This is a genomic window from Flavobacterium xizangense, assembly GCF_054075145.1.
The window spans coordinates 129,450-153,625 of record NZ_JBSIPG010000006.1 but is presented as its reverse complement, the minus strand read 5'-3'; the positions used below and the strand labels follow the sequence as shown (position 1 = coordinate 153,625).

Here is a 24,176-nt window from a genome sequence, read left to right as displayed (position 1 = left end):
TTTTATTTTTTGATGAACGATACAATTTTATTAGTTAATTCCTCCGAAATAGGAAGGTTTTCATTGTTGTAACTTTCAAAATTGGCTTTATTGTCGCCGTCAATAATTTTTAAAATGTGGTTCATTTTGTCAACAATTGCCAATTCAGCATTTTTGCTTGCTTTTGATAAACTTTCAGCATCTGCAACATTTACCTGCAAATCTTTATTTCCCTGAATGATTAAAACAGGAACCGTTAACTTTTTTATTTCTGTCTGCGGATCGTATTTAAACCACGAAATCAGATAAGGCTGAATGCCTGGTCTGAAAAGCGAATTTAAAAGAGGATCAACTTTGTTTACTTTATTACCGTTTTTTAAACTGTCAATAATTGGGAAAGTCATGTCTTCAATTTGTTTATTTGATTTTGAAGAAATTTGTTCTTTCAATAATTTGTCGGCAGATTCGCCGGCACCGGCAATCGAAATGAATTTATTTGCTTTTGCTCCGGCTATCATTCCAATTAATGATCCTTCGCTATGTCCAATTACAATTAATTGAGAAAAGCGTTTGTCTTGTTTTAAAAAATTAATCCAGCTTTTGGCATCTTCGGTATAATTTTCAAAAACTAAAGTTGATTCTGATACAGCTGAAGCTTTGCTTTCGCCAATTCCTCTTTTGTCATATCGTAAAGATGCAATTCCGTTTTTTGCTAAAGCTTCCGCCAGCATTTTCAGCGAATTGTTTTTCATCATCGGATTATTCCCGTTTCGATCCGTTGGTCCTGAACCTGCAATGATTAAAGCAACAGGACATTTTTTGGCGACATCAGGAATGGTCAATGTCCCGTAAAGCTGGTCGATATTGATTTTTAAAGTTACATTGGTTTCTTTAAAAGTGCCTTGCTTTGCGTTTTGCGCATTTGTTGCAGAAAGAAATAAAACGCTCAAAAACAAAAATATCTTTTTCATTTTTTAAGATTTGAATTACTTAATATTAATTCCAAAAGGCATCATCGCCTGAACTCCTTTTTGTTTTTGAAGTTTTTTAATCTGTTCAATCATCAGATAATTTTCTTCTCCAATTTCTTCTTTAATGAAGGCTTCTTTGGACTTCGCAAAAGGCATTTTTGATAAAATATCACCAAATGTTTTTTCATATTCTGGATAATTTTGAGTGCTGTATGTTTTTATTTTAGCCATTTTCGCAGCTTCAGCTATCGCATCATTCAAACCACCGATTTTATCTACTAAACCAATTTTCAAAGCTTGACTTCCAGACCATACTCTTCCCTGAGCAATAGCATCAACTTGAGCAAAAGTCATTTTTCGTCCTTCGGCAACATGCGTTACAAAAGTTTTGTAAATATGTTCAACACCTTCTAAAGTAAAAGCTTTGAATTTCTCGTCAACAGGAACAAACGGACTATAATTTGCTGAGTTTTCGTGTGTTTTTACCTGTTCTGTATTAATTCCTAATTTATTAGCTAACGGACTGAAATTTGGCAATATTCCAAAAACCCCGATAGAACCTGTAATTGTGTTGCTTTCTGCGAAAATTTTATCAGCGTTGCAGGCAATATAATAACCGCCAGAAGCTGCGTAATTCCCCATAGAAACCACAACAGGTTTCACTTTTTTAGTTACTTCAATTTCTCTCCAAATTAAATCTGAAGTTAAAGCGCTTCCTCCCGGGCTGTCAATTCTTAAAACAATTGCTTTTACGTCATCATTTTTTCTGGCTTCCTGAAGTGCACGTCGCATTGAACCTTCTCCAATAACGGTAACATCACCTTCGCCGCTTTCAATTTCGCCTTGAGCGTAAATAATGGCGATTTCGTCAGTTGCTGTATTGGTTAGCGCTGTTGTTACATTGTTTTGCGTATAATCTTCAATTGATATTTTATTGTAATCATCATCGCCAGTTACTTTTAACTGTTTTTTGATCGCGTTGTGATAAACATCTTCATAAGCTATAATATCAACTAAACCATTTGCTTTTGCCAATTCTGGAGTTCTTGCAAGCAAACCATTTGCAATTTCGTTTAATCTTGGAAGCGGAATATTTCGGCTTTTTGAAATGTCAGCAGAAACTGTCGCCCAAATAGAATTTAATAAAGCAGTAACTTGTTCTCTGTTGGCATCGCTCATTTTATTTTCTAAAAATGGTTCTACCGCACTTTTATATTTTCCGTGACGAATAACTTCCATATGAATTCCAGATTTGTCCTGAAAATCTTTAAAAAACATTACTTCAGACGAAAGGCCTTTGAAATCTAAATCGCCAGCAGGATTTATATAAACAGTATTGGCTACAGAATTCAAATAGTATTCTTTTTGAGAATAAGTATTGGCGTAAGCCCAAACAAATTTCCCTGATTTTTTAAAGCTTTCAAGAGCATTTCTTAGGTCTTTGTATTGAGCAAGACCAAGCGAAGATTCATCGTTTAAAATAGAAATTCCTTTAATTTTATCATCTGTTTTTGCAGCTTCAATAGCGTTGATAACGTCAGAGATTCCGATTCCTTTTTGTTCTGAAAAAACTGTTACCCAAGGATCCTTATACTTTCCGGCATAGTCATTTTTAATATCTTTTAAATTCAGTTCGATAACCGAATCGCTTTTTACGGAAACCGCATCATCTCCTCCAAAAATAGCCCCAATAAGGATTACTCCGAAAAAGAATAACATGATAAATACAAAAATACCAATTACAGTGGCAATTACATTTCCTAAAAATTTCATAAGTATATTTTTTTAATAAGTAGCAAAAAAGACTGCTTCGTTACAAATATATCTAAATACGAATTAACTCCGTTATACGATTTATTAAATATTTGTTGATTCTACATTTTTTAAACCAACTAAATAATGTATTCAATTCTAAAATAGTTTTAGTTACTTTGCATTAATTATGAAGTCACAGCATCAAGTCGTTTTATCTATAGGAAGCAATCAGGGAAACAGATTAGCAAATATTGAAAGTTGTATTGCCTTAATACATCAGGAAGTAGGAACTGTTATCAGGGTTTCAAAGCTATATGAAACTCCTGCCTGGGGATTTGAAAGTGATGCTTTTTATAATTGTGCGCTTCTCTTGCACAGTACTTCATCGGCGCAAAAAATATTAAATCAGGTTTTAAAAGTTGAAAAACAATTAGGAAGAATCAGATCCAATCAAGAGGGATATCAATCCCGAATTATCGACGTTGATTTAATTGCTTTTGATGATGAAATTATAGAAACTGAAAAATTGCAGATTCCGCATCCGCTGATGCAAAACAGAAATTTTGTGTTATTGCCGGTTCAGGATTTAAAGTTAGATTGGAAACATCCAATTTTTCAGAAAACTATTTCAGAATTAATTGCAATTTCTCCAGACGATAGCATTTGTACAGCCGTTCAAAACTTGAAAAGTCCGTTGCAGGAAATTGCATTGGAAAAATTCAATTATATTGCTTTTGAAGGAAATATTGGTGCCGGTAAAACAACATTGGTTTATAAAATTGCTGAAGATTTTAATGCTAAAACTATATTGGAAGGTTTCGCTGATAATCCGTTTTTGCCTAAATTTTATAAAGACCAAAACCGATATGCTTTTCCGTTAGAAATGTCTTTTTTGGCCGATCGTTATCAGCAATTAGCCGATGATTTGAAACAATTTGATTTGTTTAAAGATTTTATTGTAGCCGATTATCATATCTTTAAATCACTGATTTTTTCCAAAATTACACTTGGAGAAGATGAATATCGTTTGTACAGAAATCTGTTCGATATTATCTACAAAGAAATGCCAAAACCCGATTTGTATATTTATTTGTATCAAAACACAGAACGCTTGCTTCAAAATATTAAGAAACGCGGCCGCAGCTATGAACAAAATATAGAAGCTAGTTATTTGGAGAAAATCAATACAGGATATTTGGATTACATAAAATCACAAACCGATTTGAATGTTTTGATTATAGATGTTTCAGATCGTGATTTTGTAAAAAAACATGAGGATTATCTTTTTATATTAAATGAAATTAAGAAGAAACTGAATTTTAATTAGATAATTAGAAAATTTGTCTCCGACTCTTTTTAGAATTATCTAATTTTCTAATTGACACATTATCTAATTATAATATTCCAAGTTGTTTTCTCAGTTTTGCAGATAGTTTTTCGTTAACCAGACGATACGATTGGTGAATGTATTTTTCCCATTCTGATTTTTTCATTCTTGAAATATCATCAATCAAAACCCATTTGTATTTGGCAACATAAGGAGCAGGTTTAAATCCCGGTTTATTGCTCATTTCTTCAAACTCTTCATCCAAAACTTTAAAAGAAGCCGAAGTTGGATTTTGGTCAAGACCAACAACACAATACATTTTAGTTCCAACTGAAAAAACAAGATCATGATCCCATTTTATGTCTTCTGTTGTTCCAGCCAGTTTTTGACATATTTCGCGAATTGTTTCTATATCCATTTTTATCTTTTTAATGAAAAATGACCTCGTAAAATAGGGTGCGTATCGTCAATTTTTAAAGCATACCAATAATCTGAAGCAGGAAGTTGTATTTTATTAAAAGTTCCATCCCAGCTCATTCTTGAAGCACTTAATTGCGCTAATAGTTTTCCATAGCGATCAAAAATGGTCACTTGTGCCTGAGGATAATTCTCCATTCCTGTTACTTCCCAGACATCATTATAACTATCGTTGTTTGGGGTGAAGAAAGCAGGGAAAACTAAAACTACAAAGTTTTTCGCCGTGCCGCCGCAACCGCCTTTTTCTCTTACATAAGCAGTTTGCAATCCGCCTGGAACATCGTAAAAAATATTAGAATCTTGAAAGTTTGAACCATCAACAGAATATTCAAAATATGACTGCTCTTTTTTAAGATAAATTATGGCTCTTGTTCCTTCAACATCAATACGATCTATTTGCGGAATTTCATGTTCTTCAACTACAATTGTTTTTCGGCTTGTGCAGCTTTGAGGGGCTGGACTTGTCACATCAACAGTATAGGTGCCACCAATTCCTATCTCAATAGTTTGAGTAGTAGCTCCCGTTGACCACAAATAAGTCATACCAGCTATTCCGGCATTGAGTATTTTCTTTTTAGATTGACATAACACGACAGTTTCGTCCGTAACAGCCGGTGGTGTGTAAATGGTAATGCTTACAGGAGTACGATTGGTATTTAAACAACCACTGTTTGATGCCTCGGCATAATAAATAGTTGATGTACTAATTGTTGGTGTTGTAAAATTATTTCCTGTAAAAATGCTTGTTCCTCCTGTTGAAGAAGTATACCAATTAATAACGCCAACATTAGTTGTTGCTTGAAGGTCGACACTTCCTGGACCACAACGCGAAACATTTGATGAAGCCACAGTTGGTGTATTAGGAGTTTTATTCACTACAGCTGTAACTGATTTTCGGTTGGATTCGCAACCAGCATCTACATAATAAGTTGTCGTGCTATTTATTACTGGTGTTGTATAAGAACTTCCTGTCGCAATTGCTGTTCCTCCGGTTGCCTGATTGTACCAGCTGATTGTTACTCCAGCAGTAGCTGTTGCATTTATAGTAAAACTCCCCGAATCACAAATTGGATTTGGTGTCAATACGTTTGCTTCAGGTATTGTAATTTTAGTGCTTGCAGCAATTTCTAATGGCGATTCTCCTGCAGATCCGCCATATTCAACGACATAACCTTTAGGCTGATAATTATCTCCGGGAGTTAATGATCCCGTATTTGATAAGTCATTCCAAGAACCTCGTAGTCCTACTCCTGGCTGTGTTATATGTGCATAATCTTCATCTCCTTGATTATTTGGTTCTCCATTATTCCAGAAAGTATAAGTCATTACAGTCCCTGTTTCAGGACCTGTTACCCATTTCCAAACTCCTTCGGTTTCTGCGTCGCTTCCACCAATCCATCCCGTTCCTGATGCTTGCTCGCCAATTAGTTTGGCTTCATCTGCTGATAATATGGTAGCCAAATATCCTTTAAGCCCGTAATAAGTGCTTGCAGCGGCAGCATCTCGTGCTGAAGTCCAGGTAATGCCGGTATTTGGTATATATAAATAAAAATGCTGAGTTGAAGGTAAATAATTAGCATTACCAATTGTTATTGAAAACGTTCTGGTTCCGGAAGCTGACACTGAAGGATTTGTGAAAACCACATCTTTTACTGCAGCAACTAAGTCAGAATATAAAACATCACCGCCTGTTGAACTTGAACTTGTTATACTTAATTTTCCTGCTGTTGAATCCCAGCCTGTAGTTACGTTAGGATGTGACGCTGGATTTGCAAGAGCAAGCTGATCAAAACCGCTTGAGTAACCAGATGAAACCTGAATAAAAACGCCTTTAGTTCCTGTTTCTAAAGGGTCGTGTGTAATGGAGAAATCTGTTACAATTTTTATTGTATTTTGAGGACAATAAGGCTGATCTCCGGTTGCTTTAACAACAGGAGCAGTTGTCGTAATTTGAGCAAATCCAAAAGAGCTGGACAGTAATAAAATAAATAAGATATATAGATTAAGAGAACTATTTTTTTTCATTTTATAAAAGTATCACTTTTATAATAATAAAAAAAAATATTTCAATTTCTAACAATTAAAGTCTAAAAATGAGGTAATAATCACAATTTTTAAGTAAAAATATTCTTAATTGTTTGCTGGCCAGTTTAGTTTTTGAAATAAATCCCAAACTACAATTCCGGCACTTACAGCAATATTTAAAGAATGTTTAGTTCCTAATTGCGGTATCTCAATACAGCCATCGCAAATAGCTACAGCTTCTTGTGCGACGCCATAAACTTCATTGCCAAAAACCAAAGCGTATTTCTGATTTTTTTCTGTTTTAAAATCCTGAAGAAAAACAGCACTTTCAACTTGTTCTATAGCTAGAGTTAGGACATTTTCTTTTTTAAGATTTTGTATAACTTCCAAAACATTTTCATGATGCTCCCAAGCTACGGTTTCTGTAGCGCCAAGAGCAGTTTTGTGAATTTCCTTATTTGGGGGAGTAGCTGTAATACCGCATAAAATGATTTTTTCAATCAAAAAAGCATCGGCCGTTCTAAAAACAGAACCAATATTGTGTAAGCTGCGAATGTCATCCAAAACTAAAATTAAAGGGGTTTTGTCTGATTTTTTAAAATCTTCAATCGATTTGCGGTCCAATTCGCTATTTTCTAGTTTTCTCATTTTTGCTGTATTCTAATCATAAAAAAAGCTTCCAAAGATAAGGAAGCTTTTTCAATTATTTTATTTTGTTTTATTTTCAGATTAGCTTTTTACTGGATCTGGTAAAACTGTACCTTTAATAGTAAGTACTTTTGTTGGCTGTCCTTCAGCGTTAGAAGTAACAGTTACAGTTTTTGTAAATTGTCCAACTCTGTCAGTAGCATATTTTACACCAATGATTCCTTTAGCACCAGGTGCGATTGGCTCTTTTGGCGTAGTAGGAACAGTACATCCGCAAGAACCTTGCGTGTTTGTAATGATTAATGGTTTTGTTCCGTTGTTAACAAAAACGAATTCACGTTTTCCGTCAGCATTGTGAGCGATTGTTCCGTAGTCAATAGTTTCTGTTTCAAAAAGCATTCCTGCTCCTTCAACCTTAGCAACTTTTGCAGTTCCTTTTTTTGCGCTTTGTGCGTTAGAAGCTGTAACTCCAGCTACAGCAAGCATAACAAATAAAATTATTTTTTTCATTTTTATAGTCTTTGTTTAAATGATAGAACAAATCTATGTAAAATTCTTAAATGTCAACTTAAAAATCTCTTAAAATATTTTAATTTTTGAAGCCTTCGATATGCCACTAAAAAATTATAAATTCGCTGTCTTAATTTTCATTTAAAAACATATCGATTTGGCAGCTAAAGAAAAAGTGGTGAAAGAAACACCTTTAATGAAACAGTACAACGAAATCAAGAGAAAATATCCTGATGCATGTCTGCTTTTCAGAGTAGGGGATTTTTATGAAACATTTGGAGAAGACGCCATCAGAGCTTCTAAAATTCTCGGAATAACATTGACCAAAAGAGGTGCAGGTTCAGATACCGAGACAGCTTTGGCAGGTTTTCCACACCATTCTATTAATACGTATTTGCCAAAATTGGTTAAAGCTGGCCTTCGCGTAGCAATTTGTGATCAGCTTGAAGATCCTAAAATGACAAAAACTATCGTGAAAAGAGGTGTTACGGAGTTAGTAACTCCGGGAGTTTCTTTAAACGATGAGGTTTTGCAATCTAAATCGAACAACTTTTTAGCATCAGTTTATTTTGCTAATAAAAATATAGGAATTTCCTTTCTGGATGTTTCAACAGGAGAATTTTTGACGGCACAGGGAAATGCTGAATATATTGATAAGCTGTTGCAGAACTTTAATCCGAGTGAAGTTTTAGTTCCGAAGAATAACAAAGGTGATTTTAAAGCTGCTTTTGGGGAAGATTTTCATAGTTTTTATCTGGAAGATTGGATTTACAAAGAAGATTATGCTTTAGAAACGCTGACAAAACATTTTCAGACGAATTCTTTAAAAGGATTTGGAATCGAAGAATTAAAAGAAGGAATTATTGCTTCTGGAGCAATTTTGTATTATTTATCAGAGACACAGCACAATCGTGTACAGCATATTACAGCAATCCAGCGTATTGCAGAAGATGCATATGTTTGGATGGATCGTTTTACGATTCGAAATTTAGAATTGTATCACAGTTATAATCCAAATGCGGTTACGCTTTTAGATGTAATTGACCGAACGCTTTCGCCAATGGGAGGTCGTTTATTAAAAAGATGGCTAGCTCTTCCTTTAAAAGACAGCAACAAAATAAAAGGACGTCATGATGTGGTTTCGTATTTAAAATCAAATTCGGAAGTCCTTCATAATATCCAATATCAAATCAAGCAAATTTCAGATTTGGAGCGTTTGATTTCTAAAATTGCTGCCGGAAAAGTTTCGCCTCGCGAAATTGTTTATTTAAAAGAGTCATTGGATGCTATTATTCCAATTAAAACGTTGGCGTTGGAAAGTCCGCAAGAAGCAGTAAAAGTTATTGGAGATAGTTTGCATGCTTGTGATTTATTAAGAGAAAAAATAAAAGTAACCTTAAATCAAGATGCGCCAGTTGCTATTGCAAAAGGGAATGCTATCGCAAGCGGTATTAACGAAGAATTGGATGAGCTTCGTGCAATATCAACTTCTGGAAAAGAATATTTGGAAGGAATTGAAAGAAGGGAATCTGAACGTACAGGAATTTCTTCTTTGAAAATATCTTTCAATAATGTTTTTGGATATTATATTGAAGTTCGAAATACACATAAAGATAAAGTGCCTGCAGAATGGATTCGTAAACAGACATTGGTCAATGCAGAACGTTATATTACAGAAGAATTAAAAGAGTATGAAACCAAGATTTTAGGAGCTGAAGAAAGAATCTATAAAATTGAAGCAGATCTTTTTGAGCAATTAGTGGCCTGGATTGCAACTTATATCAAACCGGTTCAAATGAATGCTAATTTGGTTGCGCAACTAGATTGTTTGTGTTCGTTTACGCAATTGGCAATAGAAAATAAATATGTTTGCCCGGAAATTGATGATACATTTGAGTTAGAAATCAAAGAAGGAAGACATCCGGTAATTGAAAAGCAATTGCCAGTTGGTACGCCGTATATTTCTAATGATGTTTATTTAGACAGGGAAACCCAGCAAATTATAATGATTACTGGCCCTAACATGTCTGGTAAGTCGGCTATTTTGAGACAAACGGCTTTAATTGTGTTATTGGCTCAAATGGGAAGTTTTGTTCCGGCAGACAGCGTTAGAATGGGAATTGTAGATAAGATTTTTACAAGGGTAGGGGCTTCTGATAATATTTCAATGGGCGAATCTACTTTTATGGTAGAAATGAATGAAACGGCTTCGATTTTGAATAATATCTCAGATAGAAGTTTGGTGCTTCTGGATGAAATTGGACGAGGAACCAGTACCTATGACGGAATCTCGATTGCTTGGGCTATTGCCGAATTTTTACACGAGCATCCTTCAAAAGCTAAAACATTATTTGCTACGCATTATCATGAATTAAACGAAATGACAGAATCGCTTCCGAGAATTCAGAATTTTAATGTGGCGGTTAAAGAGTTAAAAGATACGGTTCTTTTTGTTCGAAAGCTGGTAAAAGGAGGAAGTGCTCATAGTTTTGGAATTCATGTGGCAAAAATGGCCGGAATGCCTCAGCTGGTAATTTCAAAAGCGCAAAAACTTTTAAAGAAATTAGAAAAAAATCATTCTAGTGAAGCCTTAAACGGAATAAAATCGGCTAATGATGAAATGCAGATGAGTTTCTTTAATTTGGATGATCCTCTTTTGGAAGAGATAAAAGAAGAAATTCTGGGGCTTGATATAAATGCTATTACGCCAGTCGAAGCCCTAATGAAGCTGAATGAGATCAAAAGAATGTTGGTCAAAAAATAAAAATAAAAATTTTCAAGTTTAAAGTTTAGGTTATCAGAATGTTATAGAATAACTAAAATATTTTTTCAAAAAACGCTTGTGTAATTGAATAAATGTCCTAAATTTGCACTCGCAATACGAAACAAATCAAGTGTTGTAAGTTCTTTAAGAAAAATTTGAAATGCGAAAATAGCTCAGTTGGTAGAGCGCGACCTTGCCAAGGTCGAGGTCGCGGGTTCGAGCCCCGTTTTTCGCTCAAAACTATATAATGCTCGGATGGTGAAATTGGTAGACACGCTGGACTTAAAATCCAGTGAACAGCAATGTTCGTGCGGGTTCAAGTCCCGCTCTGAGTACTAAAGCCTCTTCTTTTGAAGAGGCTTTTTTTATTGTGTAAAACTGCATTTAAAAGAAATTGGCAGAGTAATCTCTTTTAAAAATCTAAGAATCTAAGGATTCTAAAATCAACAATCTAAAATCTAATATTTCTAAATGGGTGCTTTTGTAATCAGCAGGCGATTTAATGACGAATATAAATTCACATTTACTTCAAGGAAAGGAAAGGTGATTTTTACAAGTTTGAGTTACGAATTAAGATTTGAGTGTGAAGAAGATATACAGAGATTTAAGGAGAATATTGATCTTGCGAAATTTTTAAAGTTTAAAGGCTCTGGAGGAAAGTATTTTTTTAAATTGATGCTCGGAGAGGTTCATTTTGCTACAAGTCGTAAATACAGTACTGAGTTGCTTTTGCAAAAAGGAATAAGAGAGATTGTGACTTATGCTTCGAAATCGGAAGTTTTGGATTTTTCGTCAAATGAATCGATTTTTGAAGATGAGGTTCTGGAGGAAGAAGAAATGGATTAAAATAGAAATAATAAAAAAAAGTGCCTGCAATTGCGGGCACTTTTTTTTGTACTCAAATTTAAATTTGGGCATAAAAAAAACCATCAATTTGATGGTTTTAAAATTTTTAGAACTTAGGTTCTAATTATTTTTTTACTTCTTCTACTTTAGCAGCAGCAGAATCAACTTTAGCAGCAGCAGAATCAACAGTTGCAGCAGCAGAATCAACTACAGTAGCAGCTGAGTCAACAGCAACAGCAGTAGAATCTACAGCAGGTGTAGCTTCAGCATCAGCTTTTTTACAAGATACAACAGTTAATACAGCAACAACAGCTAAACTTAAAAATACTTTTTTCATCTTACTTTATTATAAAAGGTTAATTATTAATTCGTGGCAAAGATATAAATTTTTTAATATGTAAAATATTTTTTCACTTTTTTTTTAAAATATTTTCATCGCTCACGATTATTCTATTTATCAAAAAACATGCCAAAATAGTAAAAAAATATTATATTATTGTATTTTTTGAAGAAATTATTTTTCGTTGATGATTCGGCAATAAAAATAACATTTGAGTTTGTATTACTTGTACTTTATTTTGTTTTTTGGGCGAAAAGCATTTATTGTGTTAAGCTTAAAATGGGCTCTTTTAAGAGCTTTTTAGGATAATAACGTTATAAGATAGGCTTTGAGGTCTTTTAGATTGTTCTTGAAACTATTTCCATGATACAATCTGTTGCGCCTTTATTGTCTTGAATATAGGTTTTGCAAATTTCACTTTTTTCTTCTAAATACTTTTCGTCAGCAAGTAATCGATCAAAATGACTTTTTAATTCGTTTCCGTCAGCAATAGAAATGCAACCTCCAAGTTTTACCAATAAAACTGCTTCGGCAAAATTCGAATAATTTGGCCCAATTAAAATTGGAATTCCAAATGTGGCGGGTTCTAAGACATTATGTATTCCTGGATTTCCAAAACCGCCGCCAACATAAGCAATTGTTCCGTAGCTGTAAATTTTAGTCAGTAGTCCAATAGTGTCTATAATAAAGACATTGTAATTTGATAAATCACCAGCTTGGTCTTTTTCGGAAAATAATACAGTTGATTTTGTGATTTGAGATTTTAAGCTTGAAATCTGATCTTCTTTGATATTGTGAGGAGCAATAATGAATTTCACGTTTTCTGAAGCTTGATTGATATATTCAGCTAATAGTGCTTCGTCTTTTGGCCATGAACTTCCTATGACTATAGTTGGTTGATTATTTGTGAATTTTTCAATATAATCAACTGTATTGTCTCTTTCTAAAATGGCGGCAACACGATCAAAACGAGTGTCGCCTGATATAATTACGTTTTGAAATCCAATATCTTCGATTTTTTCTTTTGATTTTTCATTCTGAACAAAGAAATAAGTAAATGCTTTTAATGCTTTTCGGTAAAAGCCACCATACCATTTAAAAAACATTTGATTGTCCCTGAAAATACCTGAGATCAAATAAGTTGGAATTTTATTTGTTTCTAATTCTTTTAAATAGTTAAGCCAAAATTCATATTTAATAAAAAACGCGAGTTCGGGATGTGCTAATTCTATGAATTTTTTTGCATTGCTTTTTGTGTCTAATGGAAGGTAAATAGTAACGTCTGCGACTGTGTTATTTTTACGCACTTCGTATCCAGATGGTGAAAAAAAGGTTACAATAATTTTATGTAACGGATATTTTTCTTTGATTTTTTCGATAACAGGAAGTCCTTGCTCATATTCGCCTAAAGAAGCGGAATGAAACCAAATTGTTTTGTCTTCGGGTTTAATTTTTTCTTTTAAAAGAGAAAAAACATTTTTTCGCCCTTCTGTAAAAAGCTTAATTTTCGGACTAAAAAGTGCCACGATTTTCAGAAAAAACCCCGCAATAGAAACAACTAAATTGTATAAAAAAAGCATCTGTTTATTTTTGTGGCTAAATTACATTTCTTTCGATTATTTTCATTGGTTTGCAGGTATTAAATAACTATTTTTGTTCCTTCTTTTAGAGATTCTGTTTAAAAATCAGGTCTTTTTTTAAATAAATATTCAAAATGAAAAAAATACAAATGGTTGACTTAAAAAGTCAATACGAAAAAATAAAAGCTGCTGTAGATGCTTCAATTCAAGAGGTTTTAGATACAAATACTTACATCAACGGACCTTTAGTTCATCAGTTTCAAAAGAATCTTGAAGAGTATTTAGGTGCAAAACACGTTATTCCTTGTGCCAACGGAACAGATGCTTTGCAAATAGCAATGATGGGCTTAAATCTGAAGCCTGGTGATGAGGTTATTACTGCTGATTTTACTTTTGCAGCAACTGTTGAGGTTATTGCTTTATTGCAGTTAACTCCAGTTTTAGTTGATGTTGATATGGTAAACATGAACATCGATATTGAGGCAGTTAAAAAAGCAATTACACCAAAAACAAAAGCTATTGTTCCGGTTCATTTATTTGGTCGCGCTGCAAATATGGATGCGATTATGGAAATTGCAGCCGAGCATAATTTATATGTAATTGAAGATAATGCGCAGGCAATTGGAGCTGATTATATTTCTAAATCTGGCGCAAAAACTAAAGTTGGAGTAATCGGTCACGTTGCAGCAACTTCATTTTTCCCTTCTAAAAACTTAGGTTGTTATGGTGATGGAGGAGCGATTTTTACAAACGATGATAAATTAGCTCACATTATCCGTGGAATCGTAAATCACGGAATGTACGAGCGTTACCATCATGATGTTGTGGGAGTGAATTCTCGTTTAGACAGCATTCAGGCTGGAGTTTTGAATGCAAAACTGCCTTTGCTTGATGAATATAATAAAGAACGTCGTTTAGCGGCAACAAAATATAATGCAGCTTTTGCAGGAAACAAACATATAATTACACCAGATTTTGATGCAAATGAGAACGATCACGTTTTTCATCAATATGTTTTAAGAATTATTGATGCAGATCGTAATGCTTTGATGCAGCATTTGTTAGATAAAGGAATTCCGTGTGCAATTTATTACCCAATTCCGCTTCACTCTCAAAAAGCATATTTAGATCCTCGTTATAAAGAAGAACAATTTCCAGTAACAAATCAATTGGTAAAAGAGGTAATTGCTTTACCAATGCACACAGAACTCGATGATGAACAGATTAAATTTATTGCTGATTCTGTTTTAGAATTTTTAAATAAATAAAAATGAGAAAAGGTGTTCTTTTAATTTTGATGATTTTTGTTCAGTTTTCGGTTTTGGCTCAAAAAGCAATTTCGAAAGAAGAGAAAGCTGTTATTGATCAAGTTGAAATTTTGCGTCAGGCAATGATTGATGCTGATGGAGCAAAATTAAAAACATTAACTTCAGAAAAGCTGAGTTATGTCCATTCAAATGGGAATTTTCAAAATCAGACAGAATTTATTGAGGGAATAGTTAGCGGAAAATCCGATTTTGTAACTATCGATTTTCAAGACCAAATGATCACAATTCAAAATGATGTTGCGATTGTGAGGCACATACTCGCAGCTCATACTAAAGATGGCGGAGTTGATAAAGATATTAAAATAGGAATAATGCTCGTTTGGCAAAAACAAAAAAGCAAATGGATTCTTATTGCGAGACAAGCGTATAAATTAACTACATAAAAAACAACCAAAAAAAATGAAAGTATTAGTAACAGGAGGATTAGGATTTATTGGTTCTCACACCGTCGTCGAATTGCAAAATGAAGGCTTCGAAGTGGTGATAATCGATAATCTTTCAAATTCTTCAGAAGATGTTTTAAAAGGAATTGCAGCCATTACGGGAAAAACGCCTTTATTTGAGAAAATTGATTTAAGAGAAAAAAGTGCCGTTCAGGATTTCTTTAAAAAACATAATGATGTTACTGGAGTAATTCATTTTGCAGCTTCAAAAGCAGTTGGTGAAAGTGTTGAACAACCATTGTTGTATTATGAAAATAACATCAGCAGTTTAGTTTATCTTTTACAGGAATTGCAGCAAAAACCTGAGGCAAGTTTTATTTTTAGTTCGTCTTGTACAGTTTACGGTCAAGCCGAAAAAATGCCAATTACAGAAGACGCTCCTGTTCAAACAGCAATGTCGCCTTACGGAAATACAAAGCAAATAGGAGAAGAGATTATTACGGATACTGCTAAAGTGACAAATATCAACGCTATTTTATTACGTTATTTTAACCCAGTTGGAGCGCACGAATCGGTACAGATTGGAGAACTACCTTTAGGGGTTCCTCAAAATTTAGTTCCGTTTATTACGCAAACCGGAGTAGGATTGCGTCAAGAATTATCTGTTTTTGGAGATGACTATCCAACACCAGACGGAACTGCAGTTCGTGATTATATTCACGTTGTAGATTTAGCAAAAGCGCACGTAATTGCTTTGCAGCGTTTATTGAATAAAAAGAATTTGGCAAAAGTTGAAACTTTTAATTTAGGAACAGGAAAAGGAAGTTCAGTTCTTGAAGTAATTCATAGTTTTGAAAAAGTAAGCGAGAAAAAATTGCCATACGTAATTAAGCCACGTCGTGAAGGTGATATTACAGAAGCTTATGCAAACACAGATAAGGCGAATAATGTCTTAGGATGGAAAGCTGAACTAAGTTTAGATGAAGCCATGGCAAGCGCCTGGAAATGGGAACAAAAAGTAAGGAATAAATAATTCTCTACATTAAAATTATAAAATTTTAAGATCCCAAATTATAGCAATATAGTTTGGGATTTTTTTTAGATGCTTATTATCATGAAACAAAATTTAGATTATAAATTGATTTTTGCTCTAGCAGCTGTTGGAATTATCTGGGGTACAACATTTTTAGGAATCAGAGTTGCGGTTGAAACGATTCCGCCTTGGTTTGTAACTTCAATTCGTCAAGGATTGGCGGGATTAATTATGATGACGATTTTGTTGTTCAAAAAAGAAATGAAATGGATTGGTTGGGGAAATTTCAAACAGCAACTTATTCCTTCGGTCTTGATGATAGTAATTGCAAATGGTTTTACCACAATTGCCGAAAAGACTTTGCCAAGCGGATTGGCTTCTGTAATAAGTGCTTTATCTCCGATATTGATATTTCTTGGAAGCATTTTAGTAGGCTTGCAAAAAATGAGTTTTAAGGGTTTTGTTGGTGTATTAATTGGATTTTCGGGAGTCGTTTTTATATTCAAAGACGGACTAGGATCATTTTTAGACGCTGATTACAGAACCGGAATGATGTTTATGGGATTTGCAATTTTGGCTTGGGCCATTGGAACAATTTACACAAAAACACACGCCAATAAATCGAATAATATTGTACTCAATTTGTTTTATCAATTTACAACGGCGTCTTGTATTCAGTTGGTTTTGGCTTCCATTTTTTCACCAAATCCAGATTTTAGTTCGTGGAGTTCAAGAAGCATTTTTGCCGCTTTGTATTTGTCAATTTTCGGATCAGTAATTGCGTTTTTTAGCTATAGTTATGCTTTAAAACATGTTACAGCGGTTCAGGTTTCTATTTTAGCTTATATAAATACGATAATTGCTGTTTTTTTAGGTTGGTTGCTTTTAGACGAAGTAATTACAATTGATTTTATTATTGCTACAGCACTGATTATTCTTGGGGTTTTTATTGTGAATTATAAGAAGAAGGAAAAGAAAGTTGTGTAAATTTCGCTTCAATTTATTTTGTAAATTTGTAAGAATAAAATGTGTAGGAATAATGAATTCAGATAAAGAAAATAAAAAAAACAAGGTTGAAGAGCCTCGAGTTGAATACGACGTTCAAAAACCAAAATTCAAAGGAATTGACCCTGAAACTTTTGATTTTGATGCTGAGTTTGCAAAAGGATTGACACCAGAGCAAGCAAAAGCTGAATCTATTAGAAGAATTAGAGAATGGTGGGGAAAATAGAAGTTATCTTTACACCAGAAGTAATTCGATATCTAGATGATTTAGTTGTAACGTTATATAAAAAGGAATATTTTGGTTTTATTGAATCTGCGGAAGATTATGTTTCTGATATACATAATGCAATTCTAGAAAGAATAAAAAAATCTCCGCATAAGAAAACTCCAAAACCCCTTAGTTACTTAGGTTCAGAATATATTTTTTATAAACCCAACGCCAGAACAACTTGGTATGTGTTTTTTGAAAAAAGAAATCAAAATTATCTGATTACTGGAATTTTAAATAATTACAACGCAGAAGCAAAAGAGCTATAAAATAAAATCCTCATAAACATTTCGTTAATGAGGATTTTTTATGAGTATAGTTTTCAACTGATCACTAAAAACTTAAAAATTAAGCATTAGCAGTAACTGCTTCTTTATCAATTTTATTAATTAAACCAGCTAATACTTTTCCTGGACCAACTTCGGTAAACAAAGTAGCACCATCAGCGATCATTTGCTGTACAGATTGCGTCCATTTTACAGGAGCAGTTAATTGGATGATCAAGTTCTTTTTAATTTCGTTTGCATCAGAAACTGCATTTGCAGTTACGTTTTGATACACCGGACAAATTGGAGTAGAGAATGTTGTTGCTTCAATTGCAGCAGCTAATTCTTCTCTCGCTGGTTCCATCATTGGAGAGTGAAATGCTCCTCCAACAGGTAAAATTAAAGCACGTTTTGCTCCTGCAGCTTTCATCGCTTCACAAGCTTTTTCAACCGCTGAAGTTTCTCCTGAAATTACTAATTGTCCAGGACAGTTATAGTTGGCAGCAACCACAATTCCATCAATCGAAGCACAAACTTCTTCCACAATATTATCAGCTAAGCCTAAAACCGCAGCCATTGTTGATGGAGTGATTTCGCAGGCTTTTTGCATTGCCAAAGCACGTTGAGAAACTAATTTAAGACCATCTTCAAAAGATAAAGTTCCATTAGCAACCAAAGCTGAAAATTCTCCTAAAGAATGTCCTGCAACCATTTCTGGTTTAAAATCTTCGCCTAAAGTTTTAGCTAAAATAACAGAATGTAGAAATACTGCTGGCTGTGTCACTTTGGTTTCTTTTAGTTCTTCGGCAGTGCCTTCAAACATAATATCTGTAATTCTAAAACCTAAAATTTCATTAGCTTTTTCGAACAATTCTTTGGCCAAAGCCGAGTTTTCATAAAGGTCTTTGCCCATTCCTGTAAACTGTGCGCCTTGACCCGGAAATACGTATGCTTTCATTTGTCTAATTTGTTTTTTATTTTTTTTTGGAATTGAAAATTAGTTTCAATTGAAAGGCAAAAATAACACTTTTTTATTTCGTATAATCCTTAAACATGTAAATCCATGCTAACCTTGAAAATCTTAAATTGAAAGAAGTGAGCAAAGTAATCACAACAGCAATAATGGGAATGATTCTTAAATCGAAATTTTTTTCAAAGAAAAACTGTGCAATACAATACGTTGCAATTGCCTGAGCGACTGTTAATCCGTAGTTTACATACATGGCACCAAAGAAATAACCAGGTTCTTTTTGGAATTTATAGTTGCAATGACTACAATATTCATTCATTTTTGGAAGACCAAAAGTCAAAAAAATACTTTTGTCTGTAAATACTTTTCCTTTATGACAAATCGGACATTCGTTGCTTAAAATATGAGTTAATGCATTTGACATGATTTTGCGATTTTTTATTTATACAAAGGTAATTAGGAGCTGGATAAAACTCTTTTTAGTATCTTCGCTACTTATAGCACAATAAAGACATTTTTATGCAAAAGTATCCCGTTTATAGTGTTCAGAATTTTAGCTGTAATGATATTCATCGCGATTTTTATGTGAACACTTTTAAAGAACATTTACAAAGTCACAGTTTTGTCGAAGAACCGCATCGGCATGATTCTTATTTAATGGTGTTTTTTACCAAAGGTTCAGGACAACACGAAGTCGATTTTGATCAATTCGAAATAAAAAGAGGAAGTTTATTTGTACTTCAGCCTGGACAAATGCATCATTGGAGTTTGTCTGAAGATGTCGAAGGTTTTGTAATTATTTTTTCGCAGGAATTGTATAATTTATATTTCGGACAAAAAAAGATCAATGATTATAATTTTTATCATTCGATTCATAACCGACCGGAAATGGTTTTTGAAGAAAAAGAAATCCCGAAAATTCTCCCGTATTTTAATTTGCTTATTCAGGAAAATAATCAAAATAATAAATATCAGCTTGATAAAATGCTGAATTTATTAGATTCTATTCATATCGAAATTTCCAGAAAATATAGCGAAACCTATTCACATCAAACGCATTCGTACAATATCAAGATCAACAAGTTTGAATCGCTTTTAGAAGAATATTTCAGAACTGAAAAACTGCCCTCATTCTATGCAGAAAAACTAAATATCACGCTAAAACATTTAAACAGAATCTGCAATGAAATCCTCCAAAAAACCGCCACAGAAGTGATTACAGATCGGGTAATTCTAGAAATAAAAAGAATGTTAATCGACAAACAATTAGCTGTAAATGAAGTGGCTTTCAAAGTCGGCTACGAAGATTATTCCTATTTCTCCAGATTCTTCAAAAAACAAACAGGAATATCACCAACAGAATTTAGAAATACAGTGCGATAAGTTTTTTCGCCACAAATTTAAAGGATTATTTAGATTAAATCTGTGAAATCCTTTTAATCTGTGGCAAAAGAAAAAAAATAATTCGTGAATTGCTTCGCCTGTTCGCTATCGCTCGGGTCGTGGCTAACAAAAAAAAGCCTGCACTTCCTAAAAAGTGCAGGCTTTTCAACCAACCAAATTAAAACCTATTATAAGTATTAAGCTTGTTTTACGAATTGTAATTCGATATTTAATTTTACTTCTTCTCCAACTAAAACACCTCCAGTTTCAAGAGCTGAGTTCCAGTTTAAACCCCAATCTTTACGATTGATTTTTCCTTCGATGCTTAAACCAATTTTTGTATTTCCCCATGGATCAGTTAAGATTCCGCTATATTCTACTGGGAATTTTACTTCTTTTGAAACACCTTTGATAGTCAAATCTCCAGTTAATTCATAATCTCCAGCATCAATTTTTTTGAAAGATGAAGCTTTGAAAGTCAATTTTGGATTATTTTCAACGTCAAAGAAATCAGCACTTCTTAAATGTCCGTCTCTATCTGCATTTGCAGTGTCTATTGAAGCGATATCACCAGAAAACTGAATATCTGCATTTTCGAAGTCATCTCCTTCTGTAGTAATTGTAGCATCATAAGTTCCAAATTTTCCTGAAACATTTGTAAACATCATGTGTTTAACTTTGAAACCAATTTCTGAATGTGTTGGGTCAATTGACCATTTTGTAGTTGCCATAATTTTATTTTTTTAAATAATTAATTTATTTGTTTCATTTTGATAGGACAAAGTTACGGTGGTAGTAAGCGTAACGCACTTAACCTAGATTAAGAAATAAAAAAGACCTAACAGGTTTTAAAAACCTGTTAGGTCTCTCTTTAGAATATAAAAATTTATTTAATATTGTTTTCACTATTTAAATAAAAACTCAACGCTCCCGAAGGACATTTATGAATTGTCTCTATAATTTTATCTGTAGTCGAAGCTTCTGGTAAAATCCATGGTTTTTCTTTTGGATGAAAAACATCCGGATTATTTTTTACACAATTGGCCGAATGTATGCATTTTCCGGATTGCCAAACAATCGTTACTTCGCCATTTGTATATTCTTTAGTTAGGTTATTTGGATTCATGATTGAAAATTTTAAACAGTTAGTTTTAAGTGAATTAAGGCCAATTTGCGTCTAATAAAATTACGTTTTCTTTTTGAGTTTTGATGAAATTTGGGCAAAAAAAGAAACGATAATAAGCTGAAAATCAACTTAAATATCGTTTCTGAAAAAAAATATTAATTGTAATCTTTGAATTAGTAATTCATCGGAATGTCCATCAATAAAAATTCAGCATCTGTATTTGCCTTGATCGTTAAAGTATCAGTTCCTGAAATCCCAACCGCATCACGAGTGTTTAATTCCTGACCGTTGATGGTTACGTTTCCTTTCAAAACGAAAGCATAAACTCCATTTCCTTCTTTTTTAATTTTGTATTCTGTAGCGATTCCGGCATCAAAATTTCCCATATTGAACCATGCGTCTTGGTGAATCCAAACGCCTTCATCATCAGCATTTGGAGATAAAATTTGAGATAGTTTGTTATGTCTGTCAGCAACATTTAAAGTGATTTGTTGGTAACGTGGCGTAACGTTTCTTTTGTTCGGAAATAACCAGATTTGCAACAATTTAGTCTGCTGGTCAGCATTTGGGTTAAACTCACTATGCTGAACTCCGGTTCCTGCGCTCATCACCTGAATGTCGCCATTTTTGATGATTTCAGTATTTCCCATACTATCTTTATGAGCCAAATCACCTTCAAGCGGAATCGTAATAATTTCCATATTATCGTGCGGATGCGTTCCAAATCCCATTCCGCCTGCAATTGTATCATCATTCAAAACACGAAGCGCTCCAAACTGAATTCTGTCCGGATTATACCAGCTCGCAAAACTAAAACTATGATAAGCGTTTAGCCAACCGTGATTTGCATTTCCTCTTGTGTCTGCTTTGTGCAATACTATATTTTCCATGATTTTGTCCTTTTGTTAATTTATGATACAAAGATACGGTCGATGTGAAGGAAAAGCACTTAATCTAGGTTAAGAAAGATTCTAAGGTTCTAAGTTGCTGAGATGCTAAGCTTTTTCTGGAGCAGAAATATAGTTTTCAAAAGACGTCTAGTCCCGCTATCCGTTTCAATCTTTTGTGTCTCGTTAAAGAAACGAGACACAAAAGGATTTCCACTTCTATCGGGGCTATGCGAGAAGATTTAGTTTTCAAAAGAAGTTGTAAAGTTTAAAAGGTTTTGCATCAAAGTGACCGCACAGTTTGTCATTCCTAGGACAAATAACACGTGATAAAAAAACAAGAACAAATTATTTAATCCTAATCAATTTACCTCTTCCAGTTACTACATCAAGGTAATTAGAAACAGGACTTTGTTTATCATGCATAAAAAAATCAATAGTATCTTTTGTAATTTGATCTTTTGGTATACTAATAATTAAATCTCGATTAATGAAATGATCCAATACTATTACATTACCGTATGAAATTTTTCCTTTTGGCAAATACTTGTTATCAAAAACAAAAACGCTATCCTTAAAAGTAATTTTATCTTTTTGGATATAAGAATTGTCGTCTTCAATCAAATAATTGTAACGGCCCGTAAGTTTGTCTGTTTTTTGGTTGAAGTTGATAAAAAACAAAGTTATTAATAAGGCAAAATATTTCATAATGGTTTAACTGTATTGATTTATAAACTGCTGAACAACTGCATCCGTATTCTCATGGCGTTTCTCTCTCTCCAAAACAGTTGGCGGAGCGCTTCTTTCCAAACAATCTTTTACGGAACAAGTTTCACAAGTTACACCAACAATTCGTTTCACCAAAGGTTTTCCATCAATGAATTTGAATTTCTTTTTCATTGTCGGATTAATTAAAATTCCAACAGAAATACTTCTGATATAATTCTCTGCAAAAGGATCTTTTGTAGCCGATGAAAATACTAAATATTCGTTTCCACTATTCGCGTAACTAGATATTTGTGCATCAAAGAAATGAGATTTATTTTGTTTGATGGCTTCGTCAATTGTTTTTACCGAAACCCATCTTCTGCAGTAATGCTCGTTGGTTTCGTTGGCGTGCGGTTCTTGTTGATGCGTAATATGTAATTCCTTATTGATTTGGTAATAATCAGAATTGATTTTATGTGATAATCTTAAGAAGAATAAATTTTTTAGCTGAAAATCTTTTGGTAATAAATTGGTTAAGCGCTGATAAAATGATTCAGGTGAAACTTCGAAACTTTCAATTAACTGAACAAATTCCTCCGGTTTTGGATTTTCATTTTCTAAAAAGGAATTGATTTTATCTACAACCAATTTTCTTGGCAATAATAAAGCGCCGGCAAAATAAGAAGCGTAAAAATTATTCAAAACCTGATCAAAATTTTCAAACTTAATCCAACTGAAAGTCAGTAAACGATCGGAGATTTTTAAATAATTATAGGCAATTTCTTTAGCTAAAATAAAAGCTTTCTGCGGAGCGTCGAGTTCGGTTGAAAGTAATAAGGTTTTGCTTTTCGGAACATAAATCGAACGCAAATCGCCCAAAGCTTCCTGATCTGCAAAAGCAATTTCTTTGATATTGTATTCGTATTCTTCTTTTAAAATCGCCTCTAATTCTTCTACAGTAATTTTAGAATCTAAATTAATTTGAAACGACTTCGAAAACGAAATTACCTTTTCTTCTAAGTCTTCAAAATAATTACTGTGCGCTTCCTGATAAGAGCGTAAAGCAGCTAAAAAGAAACTTTCACGGCTTAGGTTGTAATGTTGCGCAATTTCGATAATAGTACTAATAAATGCATTGACTTTGGCCGGAGCATTTGCAATAATGTCAATTAAATCAGCTTCCTGAATACCAAAAAGTTCTAGCGGAATCTCTTTTAAAATTCCGGATTTTAAGATTTCGCCAATCGGAGCGAGGTTATTATCAAGTTTTAAAGAGACCATTTGGTCATAAGTCACGTCCAAATGTTCGCAGAGCAATAAAATTTTATCTGTTTTTGGATATTTTTTCCCCTTTTCAATCTCGTTTAAATACGATTTTGAAAGATTTGTCAATTTGGCTAAGCCAAAAAGTGACAGATTTTTTTGGGTGCGGACTTGCTTCAATTTTAGTCCGAAGATCAGCTTTATATAGTCTTTTTCGATATCCATGAACCAAATATAGCTATTATAAAAATAATCGCAAAAAAATTATTTTTAAATTTTAGCGAACGTTCGCTTGTTTTGTAAAAAACTTTTTTCTAATATTGTGGTGTAGAAA

Annotated in this window: 25 protein-coding genes and 2 tRNA genes; 12 read left to right on the top strand and 15 right to left on the bottom strand. The window is 33.4% G+C overall.

Going from position 1 to position 24,176, the window contains the following annotated elements; all coding sequences use genetic code 11:
- Positions 1-2 precede the first annotated feature (2 nt).
- Together ACWA1B_RS15345 and sppA are read right to left on the bottom strand one after the other, a co-directional pair.
- Complete coding sequence (locus ACWA1B_RS15345) at positions 3-950, bottom strand: alpha/beta hydrolase (protein ID WP_456908353.1); 948 nt, start codon at positions 948-950, stop codon at positions 3-5.
- Positions 951-965: 15 nt separating this feature from the next.
- Positions 966-2,723: a signal peptide peptidase SppA gene (gene sppA, locus ACWA1B_RS15340; RefSeq protein WP_456908351.1), complete on the bottom strand. Its 1,758-nt coding sequence runs from the start codon at positions 2,721-2,723 to the stop codon at positions 966-968.
- Between the two features lie 169 nt (positions 2,724-2,892).
- Between sppA and folK the strand changes: the two genes are divergently transcribed.
- Positions 2,893-4,032, top strand: coding sequence for a 2-amino-4-hydroxy-6-hydroxymethyldihydropteridine diphosphokinase (gene folK, locus ACWA1B_RS15335; RefSeq protein WP_456908349.1), 1,140 nt, complete (start codon positions 2,893-2,895; stop codon positions 4,030-4,032).
- 67 nt (positions 4,033-4,099) lie between these two features.
- Here the strand turns inward: folK and ACWA1B_RS15330 are convergent, their stop codons facing one another.
- From ACWA1B_RS15330 to ACWA1B_RS15315, 4 genes are all read right to left on the bottom strand, one after another.
- Entirely contained in the window at positions 4,100-4,450 is a 351-nt protein-coding gene (locus ACWA1B_RS15330) for an MmcQ/YjbR family DNA-binding protein (RefSeq protein WP_456908347.1), read from the bottom strand.
- 2 nt (positions 4,451-4,452) lie between these two features.
- Positions 4,453-6,534 (bottom strand): Ig-like domain-containing protein, encoded by a 2,082-nt coding sequence (locus ACWA1B_RS15325; RefSeq protein WP_456908345.1) that lies wholly within the window; start codon positions 6,532-6,534, stop codon positions 4,453-4,455.
- A 105-nt stretch (positions 6,535-6,639) separates the two neighbouring features.
- Positions 6,640-7,182, bottom strand: coding sequence for an RNA methyltransferase (locus tag ACWA1B_RS15320; RefSeq protein ID WP_456908343.1), 543 nt, complete (start codon positions 7,180-7,182; stop codon positions 6,640-6,642).
- Between the two features lie 81 nt (positions 7,183-7,263).
- A complete protein-coding gene (locus ACWA1B_RS15315) occupies positions 7,264-7,692 on the bottom strand; it encodes a DUF1573 domain-containing protein (protein ID WP_142450457.1) in 429 nt (142 codons plus the stop codon).
- A gap of 157 nt (positions 7,693-7,849) precedes the next feature.
- Here ACWA1B_RS15315 and mutS point away from each other — a divergent pair, with 157 nt between their 5' ends.
- The 4 genes from mutS to ACWA1B_RS15295 all read left to right on the top strand — a co-directional run bounded on the left by mutS (position 7,850) and on the right by ACWA1B_RS15295 (position 11,302).
- Positions 7,850-10,456, top strand: coding sequence for a DNA mismatch repair protein MutS (gene mutS, locus ACWA1B_RS15310; protein WP_035651646.1), 2,607 nt, complete (start codon positions 7,850-7,852; stop codon positions 10,454-10,456).
- A gap of 162 nt (positions 10,457-10,618) precedes the next feature.
- Positions 10,619-10,691 (top strand) — tRNA-Gly (locus ACWA1B_RS15305).
- Between the two features lie 14 nt (positions 10,692-10,705).
- Positions 10,706-10,791: transfer RNA gene (locus ACWA1B_RS15300), tRNA-Leu, on the top strand.
- 136 nt (positions 10,792-10,927) lie between these two features.
- Positions 10,928-11,302, top strand: a complete 375-nt coding sequence (locus tag ACWA1B_RS15295; protein WP_456908341.1) for a DUF1508 domain-containing protein — start codon at positions 10,928-10,930, stop codon at positions 11,300-11,302.
- Positions 11,303-11,426: 124 nt separating this feature from the next.
- Here ACWA1B_RS15295 and ACWA1B_RS15290 read toward each other — a convergent pair whose 3' ends face one another.
- A complete protein-coding gene (locus ACWA1B_RS15290; RefSeq protein ID WP_456908339.1) occupies positions 11,427-11,639 on the bottom strand; it encodes a PG1828 family lipoprotein in 213 nt (70 codons plus the stop codon).
- Positions 11,640-11,980: 341 nt separating this feature from the next.
- A complete protein-coding gene (locus ACWA1B_RS15285; protein ID WP_456908337.1) occupies positions 11,981-13,222 on the bottom strand; it encodes a 3-deoxy-D-manno-octulosonic acid transferase in 1,242 nt (413 codons plus the stop codon).
- A gap of 134 nt (positions 13,223-13,356) precedes the next feature.
- Here ACWA1B_RS15285 and ACWA1B_RS15280 point away from each other — a divergent pair, with 134 nt between their 5' ends.
- The 6 genes from ACWA1B_RS15280 (at position 13,357) to ACWA1B_RS15255 (ending at position 17,508) form a co-directional block, all read left to right on the top strand.
- The gene (locus ACWA1B_RS15280; protein ID WP_456908335.1) at positions 13,357-14,490 is read left to right on the top strand and encodes a DegT/DnrJ/EryC1/StrS family aminotransferase; all 1,134 of its coding nucleotides are present in this window, start codon (positions 13,357-13,359) and stop codon (positions 14,488-14,490) included.
- A gap of 2 nt (positions 14,491-14,492) precedes the next feature.
- Positions 14,493-14,933, top strand: coding sequence for a nuclear transport factor 2 family protein (locus ACWA1B_RS15275; RefSeq protein ID WP_456908333.1), 441 nt, complete (start codon positions 14,493-14,495; stop codon positions 14,931-14,933).
- A gap of 16 nt (positions 14,934-14,949) precedes the next feature.
- Entirely contained in the window at positions 14,950-15,966 is a 1,017-nt protein-coding gene (gene galE, locus ACWA1B_RS15270; protein ID WP_456908331.1) for a UDP-glucose 4-epimerase GalE, read from the top strand.
- An 81-nt stretch (positions 15,967-16,047) separates the two neighbouring features.
- Positions 16,048-16,953 (top strand): DMT family transporter, encoded by a 906-nt coding sequence (locus ACWA1B_RS15265; RefSeq protein WP_456908329.1) that lies wholly within the window; start codon positions 16,048-16,050, stop codon positions 16,951-16,953.
- Positions 16,954-17,005: 52 nt separating this feature from the next.
- Entirely contained in the window at positions 17,006-17,197 is a 192-nt protein-coding gene (locus ACWA1B_RS15260) for a hypothetical protein (protein WP_456908327.1), read from the top strand.
- Positions 17,182-17,508 carry a hypothetical protein gene (locus tag ACWA1B_RS15255; RefSeq protein WP_456908325.1) on the top strand — a complete coding sequence of 109 codons (327 nt, stop codon included), beginning with the start codon at positions 17,182-17,184 and terminating at the stop codon, positions 17,506-17,508. Before ACWA1B_RS15260 ends, ACWA1B_RS15255 begins: the two co-directional genes overlap by 16 nt.
- A 79-nt stretch (positions 17,509-17,587) precedes the next feature.
- On the opposite strand, the gene fabD is transcribed toward ACWA1B_RS15255, so the two are convergent.
- Both fabD and ACWA1B_RS15245 read right to left on the bottom strand, forming a co-directional pair.
- Complete coding sequence (gene fabD, locus ACWA1B_RS15250) at positions 17,588-18,463, bottom strand: ACP S-malonyltransferase (protein ID WP_155102558.1); 876 nt, start codon at positions 18,461-18,463, stop codon at positions 17,588-17,590.
- Positions 18,464-18,536: 73 nt separating this feature from the next.
- Entirely contained in the window at positions 18,537-18,899 is a 363-nt protein-coding gene (locus ACWA1B_RS15245; protein WP_456908323.1) for a DUF983 domain-containing protein, read from the bottom strand.
- Positions 18,900-18,994: 95 nt separating this feature from the next.
- Here ACWA1B_RS15245 and ACWA1B_RS15240 point away from each other — a divergent pair, with 95 nt between their 5' ends.
- The gene (locus ACWA1B_RS15240) at positions 18,995-19,858 is read left to right on the top strand and encodes a helix-turn-helix domain-containing protein (protein WP_456908321.1); all 864 of its coding nucleotides are present in this window, start codon (positions 18,995-18,997) and stop codon (positions 19,856-19,858) included.
- 197 nt (positions 19,859-20,055) lie between these two features.
- Here ACWA1B_RS15240 and ACWA1B_RS15235 read toward each other — a convergent pair whose 3' ends face one another.
- The 5 genes from ACWA1B_RS15235 to ACWA1B_RS15215 form a co-directional block, all read right to left on the bottom strand.
- A complete protein-coding gene (locus ACWA1B_RS15235; protein ID WP_035651663.1) occupies positions 20,056-20,589 on the bottom strand; it encodes a YceI family protein in 534 nt (177 codons plus the stop codon).
- Between the two features lie 155 nt (positions 20,590-20,744).
- The gene (locus ACWA1B_RS15230; RefSeq protein ID WP_035652067.1) at positions 20,745-20,984 is read right to left on the bottom strand and encodes a (4Fe-4S)-binding protein; all 240 of its coding nucleotides are present in this window, start codon (positions 20,982-20,984) and stop codon (positions 20,745-20,747) included.
- Positions 20,985-21,157: 173 nt separating this feature from the next.
- Positions 21,158-21,874, bottom strand: a complete 717-nt coding sequence (locus tag ACWA1B_RS15225) for a pirin family protein (protein WP_456908318.1) — start codon at positions 21,872-21,874, stop codon at positions 21,158-21,160.
- Between the two features lie 345 nt (positions 21,875-22,219).
- Positions 22,220-22,579, bottom strand: coding sequence for a hypothetical protein (locus ACWA1B_RS15220; protein WP_456908316.1), 360 nt, complete (start codon positions 22,577-22,579; stop codon positions 22,220-22,222).
- A 6-nt stretch (positions 22,580-22,585) separates the two neighbouring features.
- On the bottom strand, positions 22,586-24,067 hold the full coding sequence (locus ACWA1B_RS15215; protein WP_456908314.1) for a helix-turn-helix domain-containing protein: 1,482 nt from the start codon (positions 24,065-24,067) through the stop codon (positions 22,586-22,588).
- Positions 24,068-24,176: the final 109 nt, after the last annotated feature.